General features: G+C 45.6%; 12 protein-coding genes and 2 tRNA genes. 9 read left to right on the top strand and 5 right to left on the bottom strand.

Going from position 1 to position 16,863, the window contains the following annotated elements:
• The first annotated feature begins 31 nt into the window (after window positions 1–31).
• The gene (locus U4956_RS01445) at window positions 32–1,327 is read left to right on the top strand and encodes an MBOAT family O-acyltransferase (RefSeq protein WP_323088468.1); all 1,296 of its coding nucleotides are present in this window, start codon (window positions 32–34) and stop codon (window positions 1,325–1,327) included.
• Window positions 1,328–1,407: 80 nt separating this feature from the next.
• Entirely contained in the window at window positions 1,408–2,598 is a 1,191-nt protein-coding gene (locus U4956_RS01440; RefSeq protein WP_323088467.1) for a DHHW family protein, read from the top strand.
• Between the two features lie 363 nt (window positions 2,599–2,961).
• Here the strand turns inward: U4956_RS01440 and U4956_RS01435 are convergent.
• Window positions 2,962–3,049: transfer RNA gene (locus U4956_RS01435), tRNA-Leu, on the bottom strand.
• Between the two features lie 7 nt (window positions 3,050–3,056).
• Window positions 3,057–3,131: transfer RNA gene (locus tag U4956_RS01430), tRNA-Cys, on the bottom strand.
• A 718-nt stretch (window positions 3,132–3,849) separates the two neighbouring features.
• Between U4956_RS01430 and U4956_RS01425 the strand changes: the two genes are divergently transcribed.
• From U4956_RS01425 to U4956_RS01395, 7 genes are all read left to right on the top strand, one after another.
• Complete coding sequence (locus U4956_RS01425) at window positions 3,850–4,731, top strand: YitT family protein (RefSeq protein ID WP_323088466.1); 882 nt, start codon at window positions 3,850–3,852, stop codon at window positions 4,729–4,731.
• Window positions 4,732–5,060: 329 nt separating this feature from the next.
• Complete coding sequence (locus tag U4956_RS01420; RefSeq protein ID WP_323088465.1) at window positions 5,061–6,434, top strand: IS4 family transposase; 1,374 nt, start codon at window positions 5,061–5,063, stop codon at window positions 6,432–6,434.
• A 346-nt stretch (window positions 6,435–6,780) separates the two neighbouring features.
• On the top strand, window positions 6,781–8,865 hold the full coding sequence (locus U4956_RS01415) for a penicillin-binding protein 2 (protein WP_323088464.1): 2,085 nt from the start codon (window positions 6,781–6,783) through the stop codon (window positions 8,863–8,865).
• Window positions 8,866–9,183: 318 nt separating this feature from the next.
• Window positions 9,184–9,333: a 50S ribosomal protein L33 gene (gene rpmG / locus U4956_RS01410; RefSeq protein WP_323088462.1), complete on the top strand. Its 150-nt coding sequence runs from the start codon at window positions 9,184–9,186 to the stop codon at window positions 9,331–9,333.
• Between the two features lie 148 nt (window positions 9,334–9,481).
• A complete protein-coding gene (locus U4956_RS01405; RefSeq protein WP_323088461.1) occupies window positions 9,482–10,114 on the top strand; it encodes an MBL fold metallo-hydrolase in 633 nt (210 codons plus the stop codon).
• A 236-nt stretch (window positions 10,115–10,350) separates the two neighbouring features.
• Window positions 10,351–12,474, top strand: a complete 2,124-nt coding sequence (locus U4956_RS01400; protein ID WP_323088460.1) for a RecQ family ATP-dependent DNA helicase — start codon at window positions 10,351–10,353, stop codon at window positions 12,472–12,474.
• A gap of 85 nt (window positions 12,475–12,559) precedes the next feature.
• Window positions 12,560–13,924 (top strand): hypothetical protein, encoded by a 1,365-nt coding sequence (locus tag U4956_RS01395; protein ID WP_323088458.1) that lies wholly within the window; start codon window positions 12,560–12,562, stop codon window positions 13,922–13,924.
• Window positions 13,925–14,127: 203 nt separating this feature from the next.
• Here the strand turns inward: U4956_RS01395 and U4956_RS01390 are convergent, their stop codons facing one another.
• From U4956_RS01390 to U4956_RS01380, 3 genes are all read right to left on the bottom strand, one after another.
• Window positions 14,128–15,165 carry a hypothetical protein gene (locus U4956_RS01390; protein WP_323088457.1) on the bottom strand — a complete coding sequence of 346 codons (1,038 nt, stop codon included), beginning with the start codon at window positions 15,163–15,165 and terminating at the stop codon, window positions 14,128–14,130.
• On the bottom strand, window positions 15,053–16,000 hold the full coding sequence (locus tag U4956_RS01385; RefSeq protein ID WP_323088455.1) for an ATPase, T2SS/T4P/T4SS family: 948 nt from the start codon (window positions 15,998–16,000) through the stop codon (window positions 15,053–15,055). Before U4956_RS01385 ends, U4956_RS01390 begins: the two co-directional genes overlap by 113 nt.
• Window positions 16,001–16,340: 340 nt before the next feature.
• On the bottom strand, window positions 16,341–16,730 hold the full coding sequence (locus U4956_RS01380; protein WP_323088454.1) for a zinc-binding dehydrogenase: 390 nt from the start codon (window positions 16,728–16,730) through the stop codon (window positions 16,341–16,343).
• Window positions 16,731–16,863: the final 133 nt, after the last annotated feature.

Genomic DNA, 16,863 nt, shown 5'->3' with positions numbered 1-16,863 from the left:
TGCAGCTTCCAGATCATGGAAAAATTTTGTCTTGCTTGGTTTCAGTCTGCTTTTTTATGGCTGGTCGCGCCCGGAATGGCTGCTTCTGATCGGGTTGGAGTGTCTGGTGGGCTATGGATGCGGATTGTTTATGGACAAGCTGACCGGAAAAAGGCGCCAGCTTGCCCTGATTTCTGGTGTGGGAATCATCTGCGCTCTGCTTTTCTGGTTTAAGTATTTCAACTTCTTTGCGGCTATCGCCGGGCAGATCTTTAATGCCGATCTGCTGGTCAAGACGATCGTTCTTCCGATTGGCATCAGCTTTTATACTTTCCAGATTCTTTCCTATCTGGCTGATGTCTATACCCAAAAGACCCCGGTTCAGAAGTCACTGCTTCGATTCTGTTTGTATGTCTGCATGTTTTTTCAGCTCATTGCCGGACCGATTGTGCGCTACAGCGAAATCGAAAGACAGCTCGATGACAGAAATCGGCATCTTTCCTGGCAGAAAACCCAGAAAGGGGCTGCTCAGTTCGTCTGCGGGCTGGCTAAAAAGGTATTGATCGCCAATCAGCTTTCCAGTCTGAGTGTCTTCTTTCGAAGTGTCAGTACACCTTCGGTTGTGTTTTACTGGCTCAATGGACTGGCTATCACCCTGTTTATTTACTATGACTTTTCAGGCTATTCGGATATGGCGATCGGTTTAGGGAAGATGATGGGTTTTGAGCTGCCGGAAAACTTTGACTATCCGTTTCTGGAAGGAAACTTCACCGCTTTCTGGAGGCATTGGCATATGACCTTAACACGCTGGTTTCGCGATTATGTCTACATTCCCCTTGGCGGAAACCGGAAGGGAAAAGCCAGGCAGATTTTCAATCTGCTTGTGGTCTGGCTGTTAACGGGACTCTGGCATGGAGCAGCCTTGAATTTTGTGCTCTGGGGGTTGTTGTTCTTTGTTTTGCTGACGCTGGAAAAATTCGTGATTCCTGTTTCGTGGCAGAAGACCTGGTGGTACCGGCTGATTTTTCTTTGCGGGATCCTTCTTTCCTTTGTGCTTTTCTATGATGATTCGCTCGCGCAGTTTCAGTCTGATTTGCAGGCGATGTTTGGGTTTGGCGGACTGCCTCTTACCAATGGTGTAACGATATACACGCTGCTTTCCAATCTGGTTCTTTTTTTCGCGGCAATTGCGGGTTGTTTTCCGTTCTGGAAGAGGCGATATCATCATCTGATCAGCCAGGCGCAGATGGGCTGGATCGAGCCTGCAGGCATGGTTCTGGTTTTGGTTCTCTGCATCGCCTGGCTGGCGGCGGGAACGTTTAATCCGTTTCTGTATTTCCGCTTCTAAGTCCACGCGTCGCAGCAAAGATGAATTGGTGAACGAATCCTGCATCGAAACCAATCTGATAAACGAAAGGAGGGGCTGGCGTGAAAAAAAGAATAGATTCGAAACCAGCACGTTCGCTTTCAAAGGGTACAAAGATCGCAAAGCTGGAAACAGAGCGCACGCAAGATGAAGCTTCTCGAAAACGCTCCATCCTCACCTCAGTGCTGTTTTTTGGTGTCCTGGGCTGCTTTCTTGCGGGAACATTGCTTTTTGGAAATACAGATCTGTCTTACTCTGAGCGGCGAAAGCTGGCCCCTTTTCCAAAATTGGAGGCCAAAGCGATTCTTTCCGGCCAGTGGCAGGAAGAATTTGAAGACTTTGCCACGGACCATGTCGGATTTCGAGAACAATTGCTGAAGATCAAATCCTTATCCAGCCGCTATGTGTTTGGCAATCTGGATGACGATGGCATTATCAGTCACGACAAGCATCTGATTCAGGTTGAACGGGAAATTCATGAAGATTCTCTGGATTACGCTGCCGGAATTTTTGCGGACATTGTCCAGAAGGATCTGGCGGGGACTTCGTGCAAAGTCTATCTGTCGATTATTCCCGATAAATCTTATTTCCTCAAAAAAGATGAATACCTGAATATGGATTATGAAGCGTTCTTTGAGCAGGCGAAAGAGAAAATGGAGTTTGGAAACTGGATCGATCTTCGAAATACGCTGCAGCTGGATGATTACTACTATACCGATCCCCACTGGCGTCAGGAAAAAATCCTCGATGCGGCCACGAGGCTGGCCGATTCAATGGGAGTAAGACTTTTAGATGCCTATACGGTAAAAACGGCTTTAAACGACTTTATCGGCCAGACAGGTGGACGAACTATGCTTCCATCAGGATCAGATACGCTGCGTTGTCTTTGGAATGAGGAAATGAAAGACTGGACTGTCAGACGCTATGACACGGGAAAGCCGGAAGTCAGTGCGATTTATGATCTCGATAAAGCGCAGGGAATGGATCCGTATCAGATCTTTCTGGGCGGAAGTTCAGGAATGATTGAAATTGACAATCCTCATGCCGATCCAAATCGACAGCTGATTGTTTTTTCGGACTCTTACGGCTCCTCTATGGTTCCGCTTCTTGCTGGTGGGTATTCGAAGACAACTTTGATTGATCTGCGCAATCTGCCGCACTGGCGGCTGAAATCCCTCATTGATTTTAAGGATCAGGATGTATTGTTTCTGTATTCGACGTCGGTTCTCAACGCTTCACAATCGATGAAATGAATGTCGATCAAGTGGTCGCAAGAGACAAGTGGCCATAAGAGACAGGAAGTTTTGCGATAAGAAGTCCAGAAATAGAAGCCTCGAAAGGAAATAAGTCCTGAAAGCGTCAGCAAGTTTATATTCCGGATCAGTTGGATATGAATCCCCAATAAATAGGCTGCTGATTCTCTTTTCATGACGCACAAAAGTTTGGCTGCCTGTAGGGGTTATTTCTTTTCTGATTCCTCCATAATGAAAATGAACCCCTATAACAAAAATGAACCCCGCTGAATGGATTTCGCATTCAGCGGGGTTCATTTGGTTTCGCTTAGAAAACAGAAATAAAAAAAGCGGCGTTTGAGCCGCTACGCTTTTTTCAAAAAATGGTGGGAACGGAGGGAATCGAACCCTCACGGTCGCAATGACCGACGGATTTTAAGTCCGTTGCGTCTACCTGTTCCGCCACGATCCCAACATAATGGAGGTTCCGGTCGGAGTTGAACCGACGGTCACAGAGTTGCAGTCTGTTGCCTTAGCCACTTGGCTACGGAACCGCTTGCCTCAAGCGCTCATTTAATTTACCAAAGAACGAATGAGGGTGCAAGGCTAAATATGATTTTTTTGAAAAAAACTTCTTAAGTAAATCATATAGATTTAAATTCTTCTGATTTCAGCCCAAAACTGGAATGAAAAGACGTTTTTTCTCTTTGGATTGTCTTCAAAGTTTGTAACACAGCGGCCAGAATCAATTCGAATTCACGAAAGCTATTTTAAAAATCCAGTTGAATCGACAAAAAAACAGAACCCGAACGAACAGGGAAGAGACTTTCGACTGGAAAATGATCAGGCAAAAAGTCTGTTCAGACAATATGGCGGGGTGCAGGAAAGAAAAAACGAGGGCAAAATGTTCCAGCAAGGTAGAGACAGCTGAATTCATCGCAACCCATCCGAACAATTCATCCCAGCAGCCCTTAAAAGCGAGGCAGAAAGAGAATTTCCCATGAGATTCAATACGAAATGACAGGTTAAAAGATGAACAAAACCGGTTTGTAAATCAAAGAAAGAAATGTAAGCAGATCATTCCAGCGATTCGATAATGCTCTTTTGAAATCCGTCGAAAAGACTGTTTCCTGAGCAATTCAATCTGCGAATCTTCGTTACAATGGAAGCAACAAATGAGCAGAGTCCTGGATTTCGAAGCATTGGACTCAAGATCTGAAAAAGAGACAAGCTCGGAAAAGGAAAAGAAATGTATCTGCTCAGGAGGGGTATATGTTTGAATTTTATCAGAAGCTCGAACAGAACAAGAAAGCGGCCTTTGTCATTTCTTTGATCCAGGTCATTCTTTCTGCGTTTTTGCAGGCGTTTGTCATGCAGGTGTTCATGAATCCCTGCAACCTGATTTCTGGAGGGTTTACCGGGATATCGTTGTTTGTCAGCCGCATTGGAGAGTCCATGGGCTTTAACTGGCCGGTATCCGTTTTGATTATTCTGCTGAATGTGCCAGTCGCCCTGTTTTGCGCCAAGGCAATTTCCAAACGATTTGTCGTGCTGTCAGCCGTTCAGTTTGTGCTGGTTTCCGTCTTTTTGGAAGTTCTGCATTTTGAGCCATTTTTCTATGACATCACCGTTAACCTGTTGTTTGGCGGGATTCTCTGGGGGGCTGGATGCTCGCTTGCCTTAACCGCTGGCGGATCGACGGGGGGGACCGACTTTATTGCGCAATACGTAGCCAAGAAGATTCACCGTTCGATTTTCAACATTGTCTTCTATTTCAATTGTGCGATGTATATTGCCTACGGTTTCAGCTTTGGCTGGATTTATTGTGCCTACTCGATTATCTTCCAGTTTCTGTCGACAACTGTTATTAACCGGACGTATAAACGGTTCCAGCGGGTGACGATCGAAATTACGTGCAAAGATCCCAAAGTGATTGTCGAAGCTTTTATGGCAACGGTTCGTCACGGAATGTCGATTATTGAATGTGTAGGGGCATTTAAAGGAGAGACGTATTACATCTGTAAATCAACGATTTCTTCCTATGAAGTCACCAATGTCTGCCATGTGCTGCGCAAGGCAGATCCGCATTGTCTGATCAACGTCTACCAGTCACTCAACTTCTATGGCAACTTCTTTGAAAAGCCGATTGAGTAAAAATAGAAAAGAGCGGACGATTGAAAGAGACGAAACTGAAAACCACAACATAAAGATCGCAGGGACTGCTGGTCGAATATAAAAATCGTCTGGTTCAGGAATAAAGCAGAAGTGCAGATTCAAAGAAAAGAGATCAATACGGGCTGATGTGACCCGTATTTTTTTGATCCCGATTCAATGTCATTTAGCTTAGTTTTTGTCCACCATCCGTGTACAGATGGTGGATTTTATGTTTTCTGGTTTAACGAAAATTAACTTTGACAATAGCTCCATAATTATCTAATTTAATCCTTATCACGTTGAAAACATAACTTTATAAGGAGGAAAATATGGCAACTAAAGTTACTTCGCCGTCGGTGATTTATCAAAAATTCATGAAATCCCTTGAGGAATTTGCCTACAAACAGGAGAAGATTCTTGCTTCTGAAACAGGAGCTTTCTCACGCAGTCATTATCGATCATCAAAAATAAACTTGTTCCATTTCCTGAATACATCCATTATCGGGAATGGGGCAACACTCTCCGATTTGTCCATGAACTATTTCGGCATGGGCAGTGTAAGACCATCTGCTTCAGCACTTGTTCAGACAAAAACCAAAACTCCAGTCAGCGTATTTTCAGCACTGCACAAAACCACATTGGCACTTTATTCCATGGATAAAAAATATAAAGAACACAGGGTAATCGCTTTTGACGGAACCAATGAACCTGTTGCGCCAAATGAAGATGAACCTGACTACATCATTTATACCAAGAACAAGGAAAACATTATCCGGGCCGGTATTCACGTTAACGCAGCCTATGACGTACTTAATGACAAATTTTTAGCCATCGTCACTCAAGACCAGAGGTCCAAAGACGAACGGGGCGCTGCTATGAAAATGGTCAAGGAGATTCATGAAGCTTATCCTGGCGAGACATTTCTCTTTGTCATGGACAGAGGGTATTTCTCTTACCCATTATGTAAGCTTATTGAATCCTTAGGGCACAAATACCTCATACGTATGAAAGAACGAGAGTATAGCTGCCTGACTTATACAGAGCTTGACCATACAGAAGACCAGCAGATCAGCCGCATTCTTACCCACCACCAAAGAAAAGGGGAAAAAGAAAACCCCCAGATGAAATACCTGGTCAAAAAATCAATGAGACAGATTGACCAAGAATCTGAATTTATTGATTTTGACTGCAGGGTGGTAGCTATCGAGATTGGCGACAACGTCTGGGAAGGACTGATTACCAATCTGGATGAAGCAGAATTTCCTCCGGAGGCTCTTGGATTTATTTACCACCTAAGGTGGCGAATCGAGCAGAGTTTCTCCTGGCTTAAATATGGAATAGGAATGAAACGTATCCACTCGATAAAAGCAGAATACATCATTCAGGAGATTTATTCATCCCTTATCTTCTACAATCTGGTTTCCGAGATCAAAAAGTGTGTTCTTGAATCATCTCAATCAGATAACAAAGAAGAGAATCAGACAACTTATGAATACCAAATCAATACAACTAAGGCGATACGGGCTATCAGGAACACGTTCACCCCGAAGTGGACGAAGAATCGAACGATTCGTCAAATTACAAAAGCGGAGTTTCAGGCTCTGACTGAGGAGCTGCTCAGAGAAAAACTACCTGTTCGACCAGAGAGGAGCTTCAAACGAAATCTCCATCCCAATCGTTTGATATGGTTCACTTACCGATAAGTGCGTTATACGCGCATTTAACGAATGTTATGTGCTTGTTAATTTCTTAAAAGCAGCTCTTATCAAAGAGTTGTTTTTAGTGCACCTATTTGGACGAATACATCCAGATTAATCAATATATTTTGTGCTTATTTGGTGCATATGAATGGATGAGGACCGGATTCAGTCTCGATCATTCACTTTGTCTTCAATTTTGAGACAAAGTTTAAAGTCATATTTTTCTAGCTAAATGACATTGGATCCCGATTACAATTTCTTTAATTTCTCTTTGATTCTTATTTAATAAGAACTTTATATATTTCACAAAGTTGATTTGTTATAATAGGTTGATGTTTGGGGGGATAAGATGAAAAAATCCAGCAACCGATCGCGCCGCGCCCAGAGCGGACGGCAGAAAACGGTCTCGAACCGGATTCTGATTCTGGCGCTGGCGATTGTCAGCCTGTTTACGATTTTACTGGCCCGGCTTGTTGATATTCAGGCCATCCAGCATACGGCTTACGTCGAAAAACAGGATGATTACACGTCTATTAAACAATATACATCGGCTCCAAGAGGACAGATTTACGATTCGGCCGGCAATGTGCTGGCCAAAACCGTCCCTTCGCACAATATCGTCTATACGGCGCCCAACAATGCAACGTATGAAGATTCCCTGATTTATGCGGACCGCATTGGAGCCGTCTTCCATATGACCAAAGATGATTTCTCTTTATCTGAGCTGAAAGATGCGTATCTGCGTACGCTTTCCATGCTGGATCCAGAAGATCCAGCCTATAACGGAATGAATCTGCTCAGCGATGAAGAACGCGCCGCCTACGAAAATGGCGAAATCACATCTTCTAAAGTCCGGGCGCTTCAGCTTGCCGCCATCGATCAGGGCTTGATTGATCAGGCGCAAGAGCGCAGTCTGATTGCGGCTGCCATCTATGACCGGATGGCTGAAAATGCCTCCACCGGTCAGGCGAGTGTCATCAAGGAGGATGTCGATGATGATGACGCTTCCTATCTGGTTGAACACAAAATGGAATTTCCTGGATTTGATGTCGATTTCAACGGCTGGAAGCGTGAGTACCCCTATGGTCAGACGCTCAGTGATGTTTTAGGTTCAGTTTCCACTTCGACGGAAGGTCTGCCGGAAAATCTGGTTGATGAATATCTGGCTAAAGGCTTCCAGTACAATGCCCAGGTCGGAAAGTCCGGACTGGAATACGAGTACAATGATATTCTTTCCGGCACCAGTGAAATTGCCAAAATCACCTATGATTCCAATGGTCTGGCCCGCAAGGAAATTCTGCAGCCGGCTGTAAAAGGACATGACATTTATCTGTCGATCAATATCGAACTCCAGCAGACGCTCGACAGTGTGCTCAAAGACACGCTGCTGCGCTATGGAGGCACAAAGAACCGTGAAAACTTCTATTCGCTGTTCATGTGTATGGAAAACCCAAAAACGGGCGATGTGCTCGCACTGTCAGGGTATCAGATGGATCCACAAACGCACCAGCTTTCTTATTACGCTGCAGGCAACTATACTTCGCTGGTCAACCCGGGAAGCTGTGTCAAAGGCATTACTGTCTACATGGGACTTTCTGAAGGGGTGATCCAGCCTGGAGAAGTCATTGTCGATGAAGTCATCAATGTCGGCGGCCAGGAACTGGGTTCCTTTAAAAACCATGGCCCAGTCAACGAAGTTGAAGCCCTGTCGGTTTCTTCCAACGTCTACATGTTTAATATCGGTATGCGCCTGGGCGGCTATAATTATGCGCCGGGAGATGCTCTGAATATTCAGGATGTGCCAGGTACACTGGATAAAATGCGCCAATACTATTCCATGTTTGGTCTTGGCAACCAGACGGGAATCGATGTGCCAAACGAAGTGTCCGTTTATGCAGCTGGCAATAATACCCCGGGAATGGTTCTGAACTACGTGATTGGCCAGCTTGATACCTATTCACCGCTGCAGCTGATGCAGTATGCGGGCGTTGTTGCGGAAAGCGGCAAGATGTACCAGCCGCGCTTCTATAAATACGCAACTGAAGTCAATGGCGATCAGATCTTTGACCTTTCGGAAGTCACCTTAAAAAGTGAGCTGCCAGAAGAAAACACCCAGTATCTTGAACGCGTTCAGGAAGGCTTCCGGGCCTGTGTTGCGGATGGCAACTGTGGAACCCCGCTGGAAACGTTCGAATACAACATGGCGGCTAAAACAGGGACGGCTGAAGTTGGAGACTGGACAACGGCTAACCTGATTGGCTACGGTCCGATCGAAAATCCAACCGTTGCCTTTGCATGCTCAGCTCCAACATCTTCAGTTAACTCGCAGTCCGTATCCGGAAATATCTGTACCACGGATGTTGTTCCGCCTGTCTTAGAGAAATATTTTGAACTCTATCCGCAGGATAATCTCAAACACGCCACAGCCCAATAAGGCGTGAAAACAATGCAGGAAACCAGAAACAGGCTGAGCTTTGTTGGCAAACGGGCCTGTTTTTTGAGCCAGAGTTTGCCTGATGGCAGTTTCTGGCTTTTTCTTTGTGATGAATATTATCTGTATCAGATGAAATTTTATCCTTAGCAAATAATCATCTGATGTCCGAGTCGGGGAAAAGATCGCCCAGAAGACTGCTGTATCCTGAAAAACTGTCAATTTCTGGCTCTTGAAGGCACAAGATTGGTTTTTCTATGATTGAAAGCTTTTGGTTCGTTGTGCTATAATCGGTCAGGTGAAGAGCGAGGAGGTTAGAGAATGAGAGACCGTATCACTTTCAAATGCTCTGAGTGTGGTAACGAAAACTATATCGGCACCCGGAATAAGAAAAAACATCCGGAACGCATGAATATTAAAAAATACTGCCCTAAATGCAACAAAATGACAGAGCACAAAGAGAAGAAATAATCGCTGCAGCTATCTGCAGCTTTTTCTTTGCCTGTGACTGCCCGTTTCAGAGTTCTTTGTTTATCATAAACTTAAACAGGACTTCGTGATCAATACCTGTCTTGAATCCACCAGGTATTGCCTCTGTTTTGAAATGGAAGGTGAAAGAATGGAAGTTATCTGCAAGCCAGTTGGACCTGTTCAGGCCAACTGTTATATCGTACTCAATGATGAAAATCATGCCCTGGTTATCGATCCTGGGGATGAAGGAAAAATGATCGCCGATCTGATCAAAGGCCTTGGAGCGAAAGTGGATGCCGTTGTATTGACGCATGCCCATTTTGATCATATTGGTGCCGTAGATGATTTGGTCAAGGAGTTTGGGGTTGACGTTTACGTCAATGAGCAGGAATTTGATTTCTTATGCAAACCCGAAAAGAATTCCTCGGCCTGCTTTATGGGCATTCCTCATATGGCCTTAAACGCAAAACCAGCTGCCCTCAAAGAAGGGGCCAACAAGATTGGCACGTTTGATGTCACCGCCTACTATGCGCCAGGTCATTCCATTGGTTCGACGATTCTTGAAATCGGAGACGATTTGTTTACCGGGGATGTGTTATTTGCATCGTCCATCGGCCGTACTGACTTACCAAGCGGTGATGCCGCCCAGATGAAGCAGACGCTGAATTTTTTGAAGTCTTTGAAAAAGGACTATACTGTTTATCCGGGGCATGGACCATCAACGACTCTGTTCTATGAGCAGAGCCATAATCCATATCTGCTTTACGATAACCTGTTCTAGAGGCCAAGGCGACCGTTTTCCAAGTCATTCAGAAAATGGGCGCCTTTTCTTTTTTTGGTTCAATACTTTGCGCTTTCTAAAGGCGTATACAGAAGCAAGACCGCTTGTTAGTATGGTATAGGCATTCATTGAGAAAACTTTCACTTTGAAAAGGGCAAGATCGGGCAGGCGCGCCTATAGGCGTAAGATCAGAATCCGTTCGAGCAAAAGAAAAAGAGCGGGGATGGAAATGCATTATGAAGTATGAGAACTGGATAATCACTCGAGCCGCGGAAATTTTAAGGGAAGCCTATGGGCCAGAGGCGAAATTTCGTCCTGGACAGCTGGAAGCAATTGTCAACGTAGTGGCCAGGCGCAGGACGTTAGTTGTGCAGAAAACCGGCTGGGGAAAATCCCTGGTTTATTTTATTGCAGCCAGAATTCTGCGCGAACAAGGCTCCGGTCCGGCGGTCATTATCAGTCCGCTGCTTGCTTTGATGGCCAACCAGGTTGAAAGCTCTAAAGCTTTTGGCATCACCACCCGGACCATTAACAGTGACCAGTCCTCTTTTGACAATGAAGAGATTACGCAGCTGATCCAGGAAGAGGATTCGATTGATGTTTTGATCATTTCTCCCGAGCGGCTGGCCAATCCCCGTTTTGATGAATGGTTTTCGCAGATTCCTAATCTGGAGCTGTTCGTTGTCGATGAAGCCCATTGTATTTCGCAATGGGGGCATGATTTTCGGCCTGACTATCAGCGTATCAAACGTCAGATTGATTCTTTTTCTGCCAGAACGGCTGTTCTTGCGACCACAGCAACCGCCAACGACAAGGTCATCGAAGATATCCGCGCCCAGCTTGGACAGGATCTGCTGATTTTGCGCGGCCCATTGATGCGGAAAAATCTCTCCATCCAAATTGAACCAGAAATGAGCCGGGAGGAAAGACTGGCCTGGCTGGTGGAGATGTTTTCTAAAAAGCCGAAAAGCCAGGGATTGATTTATTGCCATACCACGGGCGACTGCGATATGATCGCCGGTCTGCTTCGTTCGATCGGCATTGAAGCCGAAAGCTATCATGGCAAGAAACTTGATCCGCCAAAGATTTTGCGTGAGTTTGAAGAAGAGAATATTCAGGTTTTGGTAACGACATCCAAACTGGGAATGGGCTACGATAATTTGTCGATTCGTTTTGTCATCCACTTCCAGATGCCGGAAAACATGATTGCCTATTACCAGCAGATCGGACGCGCCGGCCGTGATGGGGTGGAGTCGTTCATTTTCCTGCTTCATGGACCAGAAGACCGCCGCATACTGGAACACTTTGCAACAAATTCTTTGATTCCGGCCAATAAACTGGAAGAGCTGCTTGAAAGCTTTCCTTACGATGGCAGGGGGCTGACAACCAAGGAAATGGAGCGGCGAGTCAATCTGCCAGTAGAAAAGATTAAATTTGCGCTGAAGTATCTAGAAATCCGGGCTTTGATCTATCACGAAAGAGTGCCAAAATCATCCACAAACAAGTCAGCTGTCACGCAATACTTTCGAAACTTCAGTATTCCTTTTGATCGCAGGGCGGAAGAGGTTTTGCAAAGATCGATCATTCATCAACGGCAAAACGAGATGAATAAAATGGAGCGGTTTTGTAAAAGCCAGAGATGCTACATGCAGCAGCTCGGTGAAGAACTCAATGCGCCAGATGCTGGCAGCTGTGGACATTGTGCAGCCTGCCTGCACCACCCAGTTGTAAAGATTTGTGTGAGTGATCAAAGCCGCCAGACAGTCAAGGCCTATCTTGGCGGCCGCAGTCCAAAAATAGAAAAACGAAAACAGTGGGCCATTCCAGTGGATCAGAAAACAAAAATGGATCCAGATTTCATGATGGAAGATGGCTGGGTGCTCAGTGAGGAATATCAAAGTGATATTGGGCAGGCCGTCAAAGCCGGCAAATATCAATATGGCCGGTTCTCGCCTGCTTTAGTGGATCGATCTGCCCGGCTTCTTTCCAAGGAGCTCAAAGATTCAAAGATCGATCTCGTGGTGCCGATTCCAAGCTGCAATCATCCTTTCCTGGTTTTGGATTTTGCCATGTCTTTGGCAAAGAAGCTGAACCTTCCATTTGTAGATGCCCTCGATAAAAAGCAGACCGATACGCTTCAGAAGCTGATGGAAAACAGCGCTTTCCAGCAGAAAAATGCGATGGAAACAATTGAGGTCAATGCGAAACGAAAGTCGATTCTTCAGGGAAAAAGGATTCTGCTGGTCGACGATATGGTAGACTCTAGGTGGACCTTAACGGTCAGCGCGTATAAACTGCGCAAAGCTGGTGCGCAGAGTGTAACGCCGTTTGCACTGGTTCGTACCGGAAAAGGCGATTAAAAGACAGTGACAAAAGAATCTTTCGCAATCTCTACAGATCTGCATTTCAGGATCAGTCACTACAAAAAGCCGTGGGGGGAATGGAATGAAATATACAGCCGATCAGAAAAATAAAATTCTTGTCTTTAGTGGTCTGGCCTCCAGACCTTTAATGAATACCGAGATGAAGGCTTTGTTTGAAGAAGTATCCCAGAGTGATCTGGATGCTTTTCTAAAGGATCCAATCCAGGAAACAAACATTCCTGAGGGCTGGAAAGAGCGGATGAATGAGCTGATCAGCCAGTCGGCCAGATTGTCCAGCCAGCTCTATCGTCTGGAAAACAGAGGGATTTCCTTCTGGTTTGATCTGGAGAGTCTGCCTAAAGCGGCAAGGGAGATCATGAGCGGCAAAGAACAGCTGCTTTTCATGCTGGGAAATTCGGCCCTTCTTTCTGAGGGGGGCATTCCGGTTGTTTCCAGCCTGGCTCAGCTTGCTCAGACTCCCGGAAAGGCGATCCTTTTTGTGGAGGATGGAATTGATCCTTTGCTTCATTTTGAAGCGGTGAACGTCAAGCTCAAAAGAGGAAATCTGCTGGCTTTTTCCCCTCGCTTTCAGCCATCTCCAGAACAGCTGATCTGCCACAGCCAAGTCCACAACCAGCGCTCCCAGACCATGCAGAATATTGAAAGTAAAAGTTTGGAAGGTAAGTCTATGGAACACAATCTTCAAAATCCAAAACCTGCGGTTCGTCGCAAAGTCTTCATTTCGGGTTCCCGCAGCCAGGAAGCAATTCCGAAAAATATCCAGGAGTCCCTGGAGAAAATCTGCAGATTAGGGATTGAAGTGATGCTTGGTGATTCCAGCAAAGGTGTTGATGGCCAGATTGCCGACTATCTGCGAGAACCGCTCTATCCTTATGTTTCGATCTATACCGTTTTGCCAAAACCAAGGATTGAAGTAGAAGATGGATGGAAACTGCAGATCATTGAAGTCCATGATCCCAAACTCACTTTGCAGAAAAAACAGATGGAAAAAGACCGGATCATGGCCGCTGAAGCCAATTTTGGACTTGCAGTATTCAACCCGATTTCGGTCAATCGCTATGGAAATCTGCAGGTCAGCTCTGGAACGCTGCGCAATACCATCCAGATGCTGCTGGAAAAGAAATCTGTGAAATTCTTCTATCTTTATGAGGGGGAAATGAAGCTGGCTGATCTTCATCACCAGAATGGCCTGAGTGCCCTGGAAGAGGTTCTCAATCGCTATAAAGAGGAAGAGTTTGATCCCGAAGACACTGACTTTACCAAGGTGACAGTCCCAAAAGACATGACCTTATCCGAACTTCGACATCAGAAGATCATGAAAAAATACGAGGAACTCAAAAAAGCTGAAATCAAGCTTCGTGAAGTTTTGAAAGCTGAAAAGAAGCCAGAAAAACCAGCCTATGAGACGCTTACGCTTGGCATTTGATCGATCCGATCCTTTCAAACAGGGAATTGCTTGCTCAAACAGGGAATCTTTTTGCCAAACCAATTCGATCAAGATCAGAAAGTAAAAGAACCAGTTCCAATTTCTGGATATCTCTCAGAAGTCAGAACTGGTTTTTCTGTTTCCTGTTGTCGTGATGCCTTTGGGCTGAACTTTCTTGTCAGTACAAAAGCCAGAAAGCATACCTACAAGGTTTCCAGGATCGAAAGCGGAGCAAGCATGACCTGATAGACGCTGACAGCTAAAATGCCTACAGAACCATAAGCCAGATACAGGGTGTAGTTTGCCAGTTTTTTCATCCGCTTTTCCAGAATCATCAGTGCGCTTTTCTGGTAAGCCTGCATCATTTTTTCCATGATGGAAGCGTTCAGTCCGATTTCAAAGAACTGTACAAACAAGGAGTCGAGCCGGGAATCTTTCTGAACACATTCAAACAACGATCTTCCTTTACGCAGGGATTTAGACCATTTTCGAGCCAGCAAAGCCGCAAACGGAAAGCTTCCGGTATTCTGCATCAGCTGCAAGGTCTGGCTTGTAGGCAGACTGCTGTTCTGGGTACACTCAAACAGGGCTGCACATTCAATACTGGCAACAATCCGCACCAGGGAAAGCCGGAACAGGGGATTGAATCTTGAACTGTCCACATCCGGCCAGACAAACAAGGCGCCAAGAAACAGAGCGAAAACGCCCAGGATTATCCAGAAAACAGAGGTAAAGACCTTCAGAGTGTCCAGCAGGGCATTATTGTTTGAAGCATATTCACCAAAGGCTGGAAGAATCGTCAGTGAAAAGAACCAGACAAGACCTGTCGCAAACGCCATGATCATCAACGGATAGACAGTGTGCGAAAAGAGCTTGCGGGTCATGACCGTCTTTGCGCTTTGAAGGCGCAGATCGTATTCAAGAGCCTGCGACAGCGCAAAGTGATCCATTAACACCCCCATCCGCTTCATTCGCTGCCCTTTCTGGTGGCTGACAATTTTATAGAAGGGAACACCTTGATTGAGCAGGTCATGGATTTTCTGTGACTGCCTAAAAGAGAGTTCGATATTCTGCTGGAAGGAAAGCCCGCTTTGATCAAGCAGACTGAAGACTTCCATTTCCTGTTTTTCAATAACCGGCCAGTCCGATCTCTTTTGCACAGGCTGTAAAAGAAAGGCCTGGACTTGCTTCCAGCTCATTCTGGAAGAGGGCCTGGATTTCTTTTTCGTTCCAGATCTCATAAAGTGCCTCCTTGTGGTCGCCGGCATTGATCAGCCGACAGACAAATATTCCTTTTAATACCACCCGCAGTTCTTCCCGGTCGATGCCCAGATCGAGCAGACGATGCAGACATTCCACACCGCTGCCACTGTGCAGAGTAGTCAGAACGTAATGACCTGTCAGTGACGCACGAAGCGCCATTTTTGCACTGTAGCTGCTCCGGCATTCTCCAAAAAACAGGATGTCCGGATCGTGACGCATCAGTTCTTCAATTCCGGTTTCATACGTAATCCCCCTGGCTTCACTGACCTGGATTTGAATCATTTCGGGTTCCTGGATTTCAATTGGATCTTCCAGGGTGACGATTTTACGGTTGTTTTCATGCAGAATTTCATTGAGCAGAGCATGGACAGTGGTCGATTTTCCCGAACCGGTCGGTCCACAGCTGATCACCAGCCCATGTTCAACGGATGTAAATTCACGCAGGCGCTCGATGGCCGCTGCAGAGCTGGATAGATCCGCCAGCTGGAAATGGTTGCTGGAGTGCAGAAGCCGAATCACCCCGGTTCGCACCTGTTCAGTCATCATCATCGAAAACCGGCACGACAGCGCAGTACTTTCAAGCGGCATGGAAAATTCTCCGGATTGTGGTTTATAGGGAGAACAAAGATCCATGCCGGAAATAAATTTCAGATATTCTAGAAAGTCCGTTGGAAATAAATCCTGTTCCAGTTTTTCCAGCCCATTGGGCGTTCGCAGCCAGATATCCAGCTGGTTGTCTTTTTGTTCAAGGTGAATATCCGTAGCCTGGCGCCGTAAAGCACAATTGAGCAGCAGGCGGCAGAGTTCTTGCATAACATGACCCCCTTCACCTGCCTATACGCAAAAATGTATTTTTGCTGTGATACCGGATTTAAGAAACGATCAAAAGAAGAAAATGGATCCGAAATCGTCAGAAAGAGCATGAAAATCCGTGCGGGAAGGGAATTGAATGCAGAAAATAAGCCGCGCGGGCAGGAAAATCAAAAATTGGAATGAAAAAAGCGAAGAAGGACCAGAACGCTTCTTCGCTTGAGATTCCTGACGGCTCTTCAACCTTGGCAGGGCTTGGCAGGAGATGGAAAATGAGTTGGGTCAGATTCTGATGGGAATCAGGACCAGACCAAAACGAAATTTGGATTGAAGGAAAACGAGCTTAGTCTTCTTTTGGACAGACCATAACCTTAATGGATTCAGCGCCCATCTGCGTCTTGATGGCTTCTTCGAGTTCTTCAATTGGGAAAGTATGGGTGATCAGTTTGCCCAGCTCCAGACGACGGCCATTAATCAGGTTTACAGCTCGCTGATGAGTATCTGGGTTGATCATAGAGCCAGTGATGTGCAGTTCTTTTTTGTAGACATCAAAGAGTGGCAGATCAACTGTTGAATCTGGTGCTGGAACCGAGAACAGCAGGATGTTGCCATTATAGCCGGCTGCTTCGATGGCCTGTTTGACCGCAAATGGTTTGCCGACGCATTCGATGACTACATTGCATCCATCATGGCCAGTGATTTTCTTGATTTCATCGTTGAGGTTCAATGTCATTTAGCTTAGTTTTTGATAGTTAGTATTGTCCACCATCGGTTCTTACGCAAATGTAGTTTTTAACACTGGTGATCAGTAGGGATTGTCCGCAATGACAGTCCCTTTTTTGATCATTTAAATAAATTAATTATCT

The sequence above is a fragment of the Allobaculum sp. JKK-2023 genome (genome assembly GCF_034745455.1).
Classification (GTDB): domain Bacteria; phylum Bacillota_I; class Bacilli_A; order Erysipelotrichales; family Erysipelotrichaceae; genus Allobaculum.
The sequence above is the reverse complement of the archived record's forward strand: the minus strand, read 5'-3'. Positions and strand labels throughout refer to the sequence as shown.

Excerpts from the sequence above, each read along its gene's own strand:
- U4956_RS01425 (WP_323088466.1), top strand. The coding sequence starts at position 3,850 with ATGTTTGAATTTTATCAGAAGCTCGAACAGAACAAGAAAGCGGCCTTT.
- U4956_RS01420 (WP_323088465.1), top strand. The coding sequence starts at position 5,061 with ATGGCAACTAAAGTTACTTCGCCGTCGGTGATTTATCAAAAATTCATG.
- U4956_RS01415 (WP_323088464.1), top strand. The coding sequence starts at position 6,781 with ATGAAAAAATCCAGCAACCGATCGCGCCGCGCCCAGAGCGGACGGCAG.
- rpmG (WP_323088462.1), top strand. The coding sequence starts at position 9,184 with ATGAGAGACCGTATCACTTTCAAATGCTCTGAGTGTGGTAACGAAAAC.
- U4956_RS01405 (WP_323088461.1), top strand. The coding sequence starts at position 9,482 with ATGGAAGTTATCTGCAAGCCAGTTGGACCTGTTCAGGCCAACTGTTAT.
- U4956_RS01400 (WP_323088460.1), top strand. The coding sequence starts at position 10,351 with ATGAAGTATGAGAACTGGATAATCACTCGAGCCGCGGAAATTTTAAGG.
- U4956_RS01395 (WP_323088458.1), top strand. The coding sequence starts at position 12,560 with ATGAAATATACAGCCGATCAGAAAAATAAAATTCTTGTCTTTAGTGGT.
- U4956_RS01390 (WP_323088457.1), bottom strand. The coding sequence starts at position 15,165 with ATGAGATCTGGAACGAAAAAGAAATCCAGGCCCTCTTCCAGAATGAGC.
- U4956_RS01385 (WP_323088455.1), bottom strand. The coding sequence starts at position 16,000 with ATGCAAGAACTCTGCCGCCTGCTGCTCAATTGTGCTTTACGGCGCCAG.
- U4956_RS01380 (WP_323088454.1), bottom strand. The coding sequence starts at position 16,730 with ATGACATTGAACCTCAACGATGAAATCAAGAAAATCACTGGCCATGAT.